Here is a 12,256-nt window from a genome sequence, read left to right on the forward strand (position 1 = left end):
CATCGGAATCATAGATTGGCACTTGAGCGATAGCGAGGCACCTTACCGCCTTTTCATACGACGAGGGCGCGGATCCGATCCACGCCCTCTTATTTGTCGTAAAGTCGACGTCAGCTTCAGTTCGCCGGCGCGGGCGACGGTTCTTCCGTCGGAGCCGCATCGCCTTCGGTAGCTGCCGCAGGCGCTGTTTCTTCTTCGGCTGCTGGAGCATCATCGACCACCGGCGTTGTCGATGAGGATTGCTCGTCACCCGACGAAGGCTGGCGCGCGATTGGTGCAACCGCCGAAAGATCGCCGCCACCAGCCTGGCTGAAATAACGGAAGAACTCTGAATCCGGCGAAAGAACCAGTGTCGATCCACTATCGTCCAACGACTGCGCGTAAGCCTGCATAGACCGGTAGAAGTCGAAGAATTCCGGATCTTCACCATAGCTTTCGGCGAAAATGCTGTTGCGCTCGGCATCGCCCTCACCGCGCAGGATCTCCGATTGGCGTTGCGCGTCGGCCCGGATTTCCACGACCTCACGGTCGGCCCGAGCGCGGATACGTTGCGCCGCCTCGCGACCACGGGCACGCAACCGCTCGGCCTCGGCCAGACGTTCCGCCGACATACGGTCATAGGTCTGCTGGCTGACTTCCGTCGTCAGATCGGTGCGGCGAATGCGCACATCCTCGATCCGAAGACCAAGCGATTCGGCCGATGGGCGAAGCTGTTCGGCCACTTCGCGCATCATCTCCGTGCGTTCTTCGGACAGCGCCGCTTCGAAGCCCCGGCCGCCATAGACCCGGCGAAGGGCCGCATCCAAACGGGTGCGAAGGCGCTGCTCGGCCAGCTGCACGGAACCCGAAACGGCCTGTCGGAACCGCCGCGGATTGTCGATCTCGTAGGCGACGAAGGCATCCACGACATAGAACTTACCGCCGGAAACCTGAACGCGGATATCGTCCAGATTGAAACGGAGGACCCGGTCGTCGACCAGTTGAACGCTGTCGAGCACCGGCAGTTTGAAATAAAGGCCCGGCTCTTCCTGAACATCGACGATCTCACCGAACCGCAGCACGATGGCCTGCTGGCGTTCATTGACCACGAAGATGGAGGAAAGACCCGCCACGATCACCACGGCGACCGCGATAAGGAGCAGAGTAATCCGGTTCATCACTGATTACCTCCCGAGGTCGCGGACTGGTTGCCGGTGTTCGGCGCCCGCGAATTGGTGCTCGACGTGGTTCCGGACTGGCGGTCGTTCGACCGTTGCAGTTCGTTGAGCGGAAGGTACGGCACCACGCCATTCGTGCCGGAAGCGCCCTGTTCGACAATCACCTTGTTGGAGTTGCGGAACACGTTCTCCATGGTCTCCAGGAAAAGGCGCTTGCGCGTGACTTCCGGCGCCTTGGCGTATTCCTCATAGATCGAGGAGAAGCGCTGGGCTTCACCCATGGCTTCCTGAACGACGCGATTCTTGTAACCGGCGGCGCCTTCCAGAATCTGCGCCGCTTCACCACGCGCCTGGCCGAGTACCTGGTTGGAGTAGCGGTTGCTTTCCTCAACGAAACGGTCCTCGTCCTGCTCGGCGCGCTGCACCTCGTCGAAGGCGTCGGCGACCTGCGAAGGCGGGGCCACGTCCTCGATCGAGATCGCGTTCACGCTGAGGCCCGAATTGTAATCGTCGAGCGTAACCTGAACGGTCTCGCGGACCTGCTCGGCGATTTCCGCGCGGTTATCGCGGAAGATGTCCTGCGCGGGGCGACGTCCGACCACTTCACGCATAGCGCTTTCGCCGACCTGGCGCAGCATGTCGTCCGGATCGGACACCGCGAACAGATATTTGGAGGGATCGGAGACCTGATAAGCGATGGAGAACACGACATCGACGATGTTCTGATCGCCCGACAGCATCAGGCCGGACGTGTCGCGGGACGAATTGTTCGTCCCTATCGTTACCAGCTTCTCGGCTGTCGTTACCTTGTCGACAGTCTCGAGCGGCCAGAAATGGAAATGCAGGCCCGGCTCGGAAAATTCCTGCTTGGGCTTTCCGAAGAGGAGTTCGACGCCGATCTGATCCGGCTGTACGGTATAGAAGGATTGGAACAGCACCACGCCGGCAACGCCGACGGCTATAATTCCGGCGATCATTCCGGCGCCAAGGCCGCCATTGCCGCCGCCGCCGCCATCGCGCTGGCCGCCGCCGCCCATGCGACGGATACGGTCCTGTCCCCGGCGAATGATATCTTCCAGATCGGGCGCGCTGTTCTGGGGGCCGCGTGGCCGCTGGGGACCATTGCCCCATGGCCCGTTATTTCGGCCCCCGCCTTTGTCGCCGCCGCCCCATGGGCCACCGCCACCGCCACCGCCTTGATTGCTCCAGGGCATTGCGCCTCCAATTGTGCTGGTTGTTTCCTCGCGCGCACCAGCACGAAGGAAAGGAATTCATCTCTTAATAGGTAGCCGGGTGCTGCAATTCAACGCGCATGGCCGCCTTTCCATTCTTCAGATTGGATCGGAGGAATTTTTCAGGACCGCGCTCGCGCCTCGTGTCGCCTCTGCCATATTTCGTAACGGGTCGGATGGCTGTCCTTCGGGCCGGCCGGGACGTCTTCGGAATGAATGCGCTCGAATGCGCTGGCGGGTAAGGGCGGGAACACCGTATCGCCGTCGATTGGGACCAGAACACGCGTCATGTGAATGACGTCGGCGGCGGGTAGCGCCTGCTCGTAGATCTGGCCGCCGCCAATAATACAGATGGATAGCTCGGGATCGTCATCGCCATCGTCCCGCGCCGCACGCTCCGTGCTTTCGATATGCGCCGCCGCCAGATCGAGCGCGGCATCCAGCGAGCCGGCGCGCAGTGCCCCGTCAGCTTCCCAGTCATAGTTCCGCGTGACGACGATATTGAGCCGGCCCGGCAGCGGTCTGCCGATACTCTCGAAAGTCTTTCTGCCCATGATGATTGGGCAGCCCATGGTGATCTGCTTGAACCGCTTCAGATCGCTCGATAGCCGCCATGGCATTTCGCCATCCCGACCGATGGTGCCGTTCTCGGCAGCGGCGACAACGATTTCGACAGGGGCGCGTTGGCTCATTCCTGTCATACCGCGATTGGGGCACGGATCGTCGGCTGCGCGACATAATCGTCGATACGAATATCGTCGAAGGAAAAGCCGTCGATCGCATCGACCTCGGGATTGAGCCACAGCGTGGGCAGCGGCCCCGGCTTGCGCTTCAACTGCTCTTGCGCCTGTTCGAAATGGTTGTGGTAGAGGTGCGCATCGCCCAGCGTATGAACGAATTCTCCCGGTTTCAACCCTGTCACCTGCGCCACCATTGCGGTCAGCAGCGCGTAGGAGGCAATGTTGAACGGCACGCCCAGAAAGATGTCGGCGCTGCGCTGATAGAGCTGGCACGACAGCCGCCCGTCCGCAACGTAGAACTGGAAAAGGCAATGGCACGGAGGCAGCGCCATCTCGTCGACCTGCGCCGGGTTCCAGGCCGACACGATCAGCCGTCGCGAATTCGGATTGGTGCGGATCTGCTCGACCACGCGGGAGATCTGGTCGATCGTTCCACCATCGCCATCCGGCCATGAACGCCACTGCGCACCATACACCGGGCCGAGATCGCCATTCTCGTCGGCCCATTCATCCCAGATGGTAACGCCGTTTTCCCTCAGATAGCCGATATTCGTGTCGCCCTGCAGGAACCAGAGTAATTCGTGGATGATGGAGCGCAAATGCAGCTTCTTGGTCGTAAGCAGCGGAAAATGCGCCGTCAGATCGAAGCGCATCTGCCGGCCGAAAACGCCGCGCGTACCGGTTCCGGTCCGGTCTCCACGGTCCACGCCATTGGTCAGAACATCGTCCAGAAGATCGAGATATTGCCGCATCGTCCACCATCCCCGGCACTGTGCGCCGAGGTCATTTCGAGTCGTTATCGGAAAGCTAGCATGCCCGATTGCCGGGCGCACCGGCTCACATCTTGCGAACGGTGTCCAGCTTGTCGAGCTTTTTGGCGACGAGATAATAGAAGACCGCCCGGTTCTTGGCCCGGGTGCCCTTCATCATGGCGCACATCGCCTCGACGGCCTTGATGCCATCTTCGTAGGAAACGCCCAGCTTGTCCTGCGCCCAGTTCTTGGCGACGGTCTCACGCTCCGACTTCTGGCTGCAGGCGACTGTTCTTGTTTCACGTCGGGCCAGCACCGAGGCATAGCGCTTCTCGATCGTCTCGAGAACCGCCATATCGGCGTCCTTATCGTAACTTTTGAGCTGTTCAGCATATTTTGCCATGCCGGCTTCCTTCTCGGTTGAGCGTCGGACCGAAGCAGTCCAACCCAAAACCCCGCTGTCGGCAAGGGCGCAAAGAGCGTCCTCCACGGCTCTTCCATAAAGACTGTTCCGCCACTATATTGGCCTTGCCGGTTTTCGGATCGGCTATGGCGATAAACGAGCGATGTAATAAACCTATCGGACCCGGGGGCAGTACCCGGCGCCTCCACCACGAACCGCCCGGCGGCGAATATGTCAGGGCGGCTGGTGTTGGGGGCGAAACAGGATCGACGAGGGTGTAAAGATCGACTTTTTGCCCGGCATGATACCACCGTCATCGGGTCGAACCTATAGTTGCAAACGACAACTATGCTGAGGCACGTCTCGCTGCGTAAGCAGTGCGATAGTCTCGAATTGAAGTCCTGAGGGTTAGCACTTTCAGGCGGGGCCCGGAGGCGCCTGGCAACAGAAGCCTCCACTTTTTTCGCCTATTCGAGCGCCATTCGACGATCTATTAACGCTTTGCGGACCAAGGATGCGTGACGCGGCCCTGGTGCTGCGCTATACCCGTTCGCCAAACGGTCAAAGCCATGGTGCCGACAGGAACGATCCCGCAATGACGCAAGACCAGATTCGCTACGATATTTTGGCGCAGGAAGCGCTGCGCGGTGTCATGCGTAAAGTGTTGACCGAGGTGACGAAAGCCGGTCTGCCAGGCAACCACCACTTCTTCATCACCTTCCTGACGAAGTTTCCGGGTGTGCGCATTTCATCACGTCTGCGGGAGAAATACCCCGAGCAGATGACGATCGTGTTGCAATATCAATATTGGGATCTGACAGTCACGGAAACGGGCTTTTCCGTCGGCCTTTCCTTCTCCGACATTCCCGAAAAACTCGAAGTGCCATACGCCGCTGTGCGCGGCTTCTATGATCCGAGCGTGAATTTCGAGCTGGAGTTCGATGTGCGCCTGGATGAGGAGGCGAGCGGCGATGCCGAGGTCACCTCACTGCCGGCGCCGGTCGCGGCGGTGAAGGACGACGCCGCAGCTAAAACCGGCGCCAAGGCAACAGGCGAGCCGGGGGAAAAGAAAACGGCCAGAAAATCCAAGGCCAAGGACGCCGAACCCGCACAGAACGACGAAGCTGAGCAGAAGCCGGCGGCCGATGTCGTCTCGCTGGATGCCTTTCGGAAGAACAAGTGACGACGGGCGACGTCGTCAATCTTCGCCGCTATCGCAAATGTCGGGAGCGGGAGGATGAGGCTAGGCGAGCCGAAGAAAATCGCCGGCTCCACGGCCGGAACAAGTCGAAAAAGCAAGAGGCGCGGCTGACAAAGGATCGCCAGGACCGGCACCTGGACGGCCATCGTCTGGACGAATGACTGTCCGCGCGCTCTACGATATGTCCGCCCGTCTTCGTCGATGACCATCCGCAAGAGATCGGTCTCGATAGCCGGCCATCGCACGTCGTTCTCGCTGGAAGATCCCTTCCTTGAGGAGCTGAAGAACCTGGCGGATCGTCGCGGCGTATCGTTTGCCGCGCTGGTGCGGACGATCGACGCCAAACGCCCGCCGGACACCAACCTTTCAAGCGCGTTGCGCCTGACTGTCCTCGACGATTTGAAGGCCCGTTGTAACGCGGCGACGGAAAACGCAACCTCCGTGCCGGGCGATGCGCCATCTCAGCCGTCGGGCAGCAGATCGGGCACGAGCCCTTCGAGTTGAAGGCGATCCTCCGGCACCAGGGCCGGCGATGATGGCTCGCGCGATGCCGCCCGCGCCTTTTCCTCCAGACGTTGCCGTTCCTGCCGCAAACGCTCTGCCTCTTCTTCAGCGGCACGCCGTCTGGCCTCCTCCTCCGCAGCACGCTTCCGCGCCGCTTCCTCTTCCGCTTTGCGCCGGGCTTCCTCTTCGGCCTTCAGGCGCGCCTCTTCTTCGGCTCTCCGTTTGGCCTCCGCCTCCTGCTGCCGGCGGCGCTCTTCGGCTTCTGCTTTGCGGCGAGCCGCCTCTTCGGCGATGCGTTTTTCCAGCGCTTCGAGACGCGCCTGTTCGCGTTCCACCGCGCGTAGCGTCAGATATTGCTCCAGAAGGGTGGTGTCGATGCTCGCTTCCACAGCATCCGGCGGACCGGACAGGCGAATGCCGATCGCTGGCTTCAGCGAAGCCATCGCCGTTTCGCCGAGCGGTTCGAGAATAAGCCGCAGATCGGCATCGATCTGTTGCAGCGCCAGCTGATAGGTCATCGTTCCAGACAAAGACCCACCGGGCACAACCCAATTCAGAAGCGGACTTCGAACGACACCGCTTGCAACCGTCCAGACCGATGGCTCGATTGTAAGTTCGACTGCTTCGCCATTGCCGATGAGCGAGCGCGCCAGTTCGACGGCAGGCGCAATCGAAGCTGTCGGATCGACCGGAGCGTTCGAATCGCGCTGCTCGATGCTGACACGGTCGGCACGCGCCAGCGTCTGGCCAAGAATGTCAGTCGCGAAACCGCGCACGGCGACATGCTCTTCGACCGGTGTCACGGTCACTGATCCGCTCAATGAACGCACCAGGCCGGCTGGGTCGCGTCCGCCCCCGGTCAATTGCAAGGACAGATCCACCGCCCCGTCGAGATAGCCGCCGCTATGGTCGGTCAGCTTCAGGGCTGAAATATTCGCCTCGATGTCGGTGAGAAGCGACGGCCCGCTGCGGGTGAAGGTCGCCGAGCCGCCAATCGGCGCGCCGGCGCGGTTCGCCCTGACGTCCCTAAAGGCCAGCCTTTCATCGGTTGCTTCGATGGTCAGCCTGGCGGCCTGCGCGGCGAGCCGCCCCAGCCGCAATTCGGCGCTTTCGACCGACAACTCTCCGTGGAACGGCAATGTCTGAGGCAGAGCGAAGTCAGTGTCGTCGAACCGGACGGACGACGGTTCGCGCATTTCGGTTCCATCCTCCGCTGCCCTGCCCAATGTGAGGCCCTCACCGCCGGCCAGCGCGGGAGGCTGAAGCGCTGGAGGCAGCTCCCCTCCCATCAACCTTGCAAAGAGCGGGCCGAGATCGAGCCGGTCGGTTTTGAGCCGGCCAGCAACATTCGGCGGGGTGGCGCCGATATCGACAGTAAGTGCACCGCTATAGGCGGTATCGCCGATATTGCCGGTCACGGAAGCAAGATCGAATGCGTTGCCGTCGCGAACCACTTCGGATTCCAGACCGAACGCAAGCGAAGGCGCGTCGGTCGGCGCGGCCCAGCCAAGGAGTTGCGTCACCGGTAGAATATTGCTGGTCTGTAACGAAACTCCACCAGCCAAAACGCCATCGTCACGCAAGATGAGATCGGCCTGCCCAACGACGTCGTCGCCCTGCAGCTGCACGTTCACCTGTCCGTCTTCGCTGAGGGTTGCGTCGATGGCGTAGCGTCCCGCCGTGTCGAGCGGCAGCACTTCGAGACCGAGCGCCGCCACGGTCGGACGAAGCCCCTCCGCCCGCAGCGATACCGATCCGGACCGAAGCGGCAGACCAGCCCTGTCCATCTGAAGCGCTGCCGTTCCAGACAGTTCCGCGGCAGCTGTTTCGCCGTTGAAATCGACCGTCAATGCCGCTTCGGGATCGCCGGTGATCGATAGGACGAAACGCCCGTTCCTTCCAAGCGAGGGCGCATTGCGAAGGCGGCGATTTCCAAGAGCGGCAAGCCGTTCGAAGGCCGGTACGCGGCGAAGCGCTGCTGAAAGGCCGGAGAAGTCCTCCGACAGAGCAGTGAGGTCGAGTGCGATCCTACGCGCACCGGTATCGTCATTCTCGATCCGCCCCGTGCCTTCGACCTGGCTTCCCGCGAAATTGTCGAGCCGCAATTCGGCGATGTCGATCGAGCCGCCGCCAGCCGTAAGCCCAACCTTCCCGTTGTCCGCCGCGAGACCCGAATGCACGAAAGGTCCACCGGACAGCGAGAGTGTCAAAGCCGCAACGGGCCCTTCGCGCCGTATCTCATCTATGAAACCGAGAAACAGATCGATCGCCGTTTCGCCGAGACCATCGGTTCTCAGATCGGCGGCAATGTTTCCTTCATCGGTCCGCTCAACCGCCCCGGTCAGCCGCGAAGGGCCGATGGCCAGTTCCAGATTGGATAAACGCAAACTGTCCGGTCCGAGCGAGAGATCGGTTTCGAACCCCGCGGCAGACAGGCTGGCCAGCGCCTCATGGCGTTCCACACCGAGCCAGCTGAGAAAATTGCCAGGCTGGCGGACGGCCAGAACGACACGTCCGTCGAAGCCCGGCCTATCGCCGGTCCTTAGCGAGCCTTCGGCCTCGAGACGGGTGCGCCCGGGAAGATCGGCGGCCAGCTTGTTTATCAGCCATTGCCGGTCGCGCGCTTCGGCTTCCAGAACGACGTCGCGGATCGTGGTGGCACCATCGATGATGGCAGGCAGGCGAAGATCGAGCCGGCCATCGATGAGCGGAGCGGGAAGCGCTTGAAAAAATGTCAGTATCTGCTGGCGGATTTCGGCGGGCGAGATGGGATCGGTGCGGCCGAAACGGTTTTCGCCATCGCCGATCGTGCCTCGCAACTCATCGTCGTCGCCACGATTTTCAGACAAGGCGCCACCCACTGTGTCGCCCTTCAATCGAACGGTGAATTTGGGCGTGTCGCCGAGATCGAATGCGCCGGAACCTGTCGCTGCATAGGGTGTTTCAGCGGCCCCCGTTTCCAGACGCAACTTGTCGCTGCTGAGACTGTTCGGCGTTGCGGCCAGCGTACCGTTGATGCGGATCGCCGCGGGCGCATCGTCTTCGCTGTCCTGTTGAGCGGCGGTCAGACGGAACGTCCCATCCAGGCGCGGCAGCCCATTGTCAGCGCGAAGCGCACCATCGATCGCTAGAGATGCCGGGTACTTTGCCGGCTTCAGGCGCACGGAAAGACCGACCGAGCCATCCGCCCTTCCGGTCCCCGTACTGAGCGTGAAGGCCAGAGACCCGAACGGTTCGGAGACTGCCTGACCCTCCGCTTGCCACGGTCCGCCAAGGGAACGCGCCGACAATTGCGCATCGATATCGTCGATCCTGACCTCCGGCCGCCCCTCGCCGCGCGTGACGAAGATGGCGCCGTCCTCTATGGCGAGGCTCTCGACGGTAATCTGCTGCAATTGATCGGGAATGCGCAGCTTGAACGGCCAGTCGATGCGGCCATCGCGATGCGCTGTCAGCATAAGCAGCGGCGAATCCATCCGCATATCGAAAATGCGGAATTCGCCCGACAGGAGCGGCCCAAGCTCGGCGTCCAGTGAAAAGGTTTCGGCGACGAAGATCGGTTCGCCCTCATCGTCCGCGACGGTCACATCGTGAAACGTGATGGATGGAAACGGCAGGAGACGAACCGCTGTCTGACCATCCACCGAAACCGGGCGCCCGAGCAATTGCGACGACTGCGCCTCGAAGCGGCTGCGATAATCCGTCCAGTCGATGAAAGGCGGAACGATGGCCGCTGCAGCCAGAACGAGGACCAGTAATCCACCGATGAAGACCAGTAGGCGGGCCAGAATGATTCTCCCAGACGATCCGTGCCGTTGTCCCGTCACACAAAACGCGAAACGCCGCTCTGTTCAAGGTCCGTCTTCGCTGATGCTGCTCTATGAGGCGGCGAATGCGCTACAAAACGCCCTGCCCGTCGGTATCGGACACGGAATGGATAAGCATCGCGATGGCTTGCGAAAGCTCTATGGCTCTGGAATCTAGGGTCAGGAGGACTGGCGATGACACGGCGCAATGTGGGCGGTTTACTTCCGGCCTTCGATCAGGAGGGCTGGTTCCGCTCGCGCCCGATCACCGTGCCTCGCGAATGGATCGACTATAACGGCCATATGAACATGGCCTATTACAACCGGGTCTGCGATCTGGGCGTCGACGATCTCTTCGATCATATCGGAATCGGCGCCGCCTACAGAGACACGCGCAATCTCTCCATCTATACGGCAGAGTTCCACACCCGCTTCCTGAGGGAGGTGATGGAGGGCGAGACGCTGATCGTCGCAACGCAATTGCTGGATCACGATGAGAAGCGCCTCCACGTCTTTCAGGAGGTGCGTCAGGCCGACGAAGGCTGGATCGCAGCGACCGGCGAAGGGCTGTGTCTCCATGTCGATATGAGCGGTCCAAGGGTCGCTCCCTTTCCGCGCGATATTGCTAAAACGATCGCCGAGCTTGCGGAGCGGCAGGCCGATCTGCCGCAGCCCGGCGCTGCCGGCGGACAGATCGGTATAAGCCGGCGGCCTGGGCCTGCGCGGGGACAGTCGTGACCGGTTGGATACGCGCCCATATCGACCGTTTTTTCGCCCGGCTGACAGGTTGGATCGGTCCGAATTTGCGGGACTTCGTCGCCAGCCGTCAGCCGACGGTCTGGTTGATGGCATTGATCTGCGGCTTGGCCGCCGGCGTTGCGGCCATTGCCTTTCGAGAAGCTATCTTCTTCGTTCAGAACATCTGGGTGCGCATTCCAAGCGAGTCGCTGGTGCCTTGGATTCACGCCCGGCCAGCATGGCAGATTTTCATAGGACCGCCCATTGCCGGCCTTCTTGTCGGCATCATTCTGGAGCGCATTTCCGTTCGGCGCCCCTTTGGCGTGGCCGATGTGATCGAGGTTCGCGCCAGCGCCAAGATGCGCCTCTCTAAGGCCGATGGCGCCTGGAGCGCGCTTGCCACCGTCATCTCGCTCGGCGGCGGCGCCAGCGCCGGGCGCGAAGGCCCGGTCGTCCATCTTGGCGCGACGCTGGCCACCGCGCTAGTCTCCAAACTGAACCTGCCGCTCTGGTCGCGCCGGACCATTCTGGCAGCAGGCGCAGCGAGCGCGATCTCCGCCTCGTTCAACGCGCCCATTGCAGGCGTCCTCTTCGCCCATGAAGTCATCCTGAACCATTATTCCCGCCGTGCCTTCGTGCCGATCGTCATTGCGTCCGCCGCCGGTTCGGTTCTCTCCCGACTTTGGAGCGGCGACGCACCCGCCTTCAACGTGCCGCCGCTCGCTGTCGCAACCTATTGGGAATTTCCGGCCTTCGCACTGCTCGGAATCGTCTGCGCCATCGTAGCCATTTCATTCCAGTTCAGTCTCTTCGCCGCCGATTACATGGCGCGCGGCGTACCGATGCCGCTCTGGATGCGACCTGTCATCGGCGGTCTGATTGTCGGTGCGATCGGCGTCTTTTATCCGGAAGTCCTTGGCGTCGGTTACGGCACGACCGACCAGGCGCTGCGCAGCGAAATCCCGATCATGACGCTTCTGATCCTGCTGGTGCTGAAGATCGTTGCCACATCGGTCACGCTGGCCTCCCGGTTCGGTGGCGGGGTGTTCTCGCCTGCCCTTTATCTCGGCGCGGTCGCTGGCGCGGCCTTCGGGCAGATCGCCGCCTCGGCGGTCGAGATCGACGCGTCCAGCACCGGCCTCTATGCCGCCCTCGGCATGGGAGCGGTGGCCGGCGCGGTTCTCGGGGCACCGGTATCGACGGCGCTGATCGTATTCGAACTGACGGGCGGTTATGCGCTCTCCATCGCCCTGCTTCTCACCGTCGCGGTCGCCTATGGCGTCAACCATGCATTTCATGGCCGCTCCTGGTTCCAGTGGCAGCTCGAAGGCCGTGGCCTCAATTTGCGGGCCGGTCCGCACCGCGATCTGGCAACCCGCACCAAGGTCATGGATATCATGACCATGCCGGAAGAGGACGCGGAGTCGGAAACCGTCACGGACGAGTTGAAGGAATGGGCTCTCCGCCCAATCGACACGCTGGAAACCGCCTTGCGCCAGTTCGATATGAGCGGCCGCTCGCGCCTGCCGGTCATCGATCCGAACGATGGCGAAACCATCATCGCCCATCTGACGCAGATCCGCGCCCTCTCCCACTTCAACCGCGCGCTGATCTCCGTATCCGAGGAAGAGCATCGCTAGATCATGACCTAAGGCGTGGCGGCTCTCCCATCACTTTTCATGTCCCCGTTCCCGTTTTGTATGGTAACGGCGCGCCGAATCGC

At 61.8% G+C, this 12,256-nt stretch carries 11 protein-coding genes and 1 other RNA gene; 6 read left to right on the forward strand and 6 right to left on the reverse strand.

Annotated elements, in window-relative coordinates; translation table 11 throughout:
- Window positions 1-116: 116 nt before the first annotated feature.
- The 5 genes from hflC to B7H23_RS09555 all read right to left on the reverse strand — a co-directional run bounded on the left by hflC (window position 117) and on the right by B7H23_RS09555 (window position 4,284).
- Window positions 117-1,157 carry a protease modulator HflC gene (hflC, locus tag B7H23_RS09535; protein WP_420814475.1) on the reverse strand — a complete coding sequence of 347 codons (1,041 nt, stop codon included), beginning with the start codon at window positions 1,155-1,157 and terminating at the stop codon, window positions 117-119.
- Window positions 1,157-2,371: an FtsH protease activity modulator HflK gene (gene hflK, locus B7H23_RS09540; RefSeq protein WP_094077196.1), complete on the reverse strand. Its 1,215-nt coding sequence runs from the start codon at window positions 2,369-2,371 to the stop codon at window positions 1,157-1,159. Before hflK ends, hflC begins: the two co-directional genes overlap by 1 nt.
- A 140-nt stretch (window positions 2,372-2,511) precedes the next feature.
- Window positions 2,512-3,081 carry a dihydrofolate reductase gene (locus B7H23_RS09545; protein ID WP_094077197.1) on the reverse strand — a complete coding sequence of 190 codons (570 nt, stop codon included), beginning with the start codon at window positions 3,079-3,081 and terminating at the stop codon, window positions 2,512-2,514.
- Window positions 3,082-3,086: 5 nt separating this feature from the next.
- Window positions 3,087-3,881: a thymidylate synthase gene (locus B7H23_RS09550; RefSeq protein WP_094077198.1), complete on the reverse strand. Its 795-nt coding sequence runs from the start codon at window positions 3,879-3,881 to the stop codon at window positions 3,087-3,089.
- 85 nt (window positions 3,882-3,966) lie between these two features.
- A complete protein-coding gene (locus tag B7H23_RS09555) occupies window positions 3,967-4,284 on the reverse strand; it encodes a DUF2853 family protein (protein WP_094077199.1) in 318 nt (105 codons plus the stop codon).
- 88 nt (window positions 4,285-4,372) lie between these two features.
- Between B7H23_RS09555 and ssrA the strand changes: the two genes are divergently transcribed.
- The 4 genes from ssrA (at window position 4,373) to B7H23_RS09575 (ending at window position 5,989) form a co-directional block, all read left to right on the forward strand.
- Window positions 4,373-4,743, forward strand: a transfer-messenger RNA (tmRNA) gene (gene ssrA / locus B7H23_RS09560).
- A 136-nt stretch (window positions 4,744-4,879) separates the two neighbouring features.
- A complete protein-coding gene (locus tag B7H23_RS09565) occupies window positions 4,880-5,467 on the forward strand; it encodes an SspB family protein (protein WP_094077707.1) in 588 nt (195 codons plus the stop codon).
- Window positions 5,464-5,646 carry a DUF4169 family protein gene (locus tag B7H23_RS09570; protein WP_094077200.1) on the forward strand — a complete coding sequence of 61 codons (183 nt, stop codon included), beginning with the start codon at window positions 5,464-5,466 and terminating at the stop codon, window positions 5,644-5,646. The genes B7H23_RS09565 and B7H23_RS09570 overlap by 4 nt, the downstream gene beginning before the upstream one ends.
- A gap of 40 nt (window positions 5,647-5,686) precedes the next feature.
- Window positions 5,687-5,989, forward strand: a complete 303-nt coding sequence (locus tag B7H23_RS09575; protein ID WP_094077201.1) for a ribbon-helix-helix domain-containing protein — start codon at window positions 5,687-5,689, stop codon at window positions 5,987-5,989.
- Here B7H23_RS09575 and B7H23_RS09580 read toward each other — a convergent pair.
- Complete coding sequence (locus B7H23_RS09580) at window positions 5,947-9,816, reverse strand: AsmA family protein (protein ID WP_094077202.1); 3,870 nt, start codon at window positions 9,814-9,816, stop codon at window positions 5,947-5,949. The two genes, B7H23_RS09575 and B7H23_RS09580, sit on opposite strands and share 43 nt — an antisense overlap.
- A 174-nt stretch (window positions 9,817-9,990) precedes the next feature.
- Between B7H23_RS09580 and B7H23_RS09585 the strand changes: the two genes are divergently transcribed.
- Window positions 9,991-10,533: a thioesterase family protein gene (locus B7H23_RS09585; RefSeq protein WP_094077203.1), complete on the forward strand. Its 543-nt coding sequence runs from the start codon at window positions 9,991-9,993 to the stop codon at window positions 10,531-10,533.
- The gene (locus B7H23_RS09590) at window positions 10,530-12,173 is read left to right on the forward strand and encodes a chloride channel protein (protein WP_240535044.1); all 1,644 of its coding nucleotides are present in this window, start codon (window positions 10,530-10,532) and stop codon (window positions 12,171-12,173) included. The genes B7H23_RS09585 and B7H23_RS09590 overlap by 4 nt, the downstream gene beginning before the upstream one ends.
- The last annotated feature ends 83 nt before the right edge of the window (window positions 12,174-12,256 follow it).

Origin of the sequence: Notoacmeibacter marinus (assembly GCF_002238045.1) — a bacterium.
Classification (GTDB): domain Bacteria; phylum Pseudomonadota; class Alphaproteobacteria; order Rhizobiales; family Rhizobiaceae; genus Notoacmeibacter; species Notoacmeibacter marinus.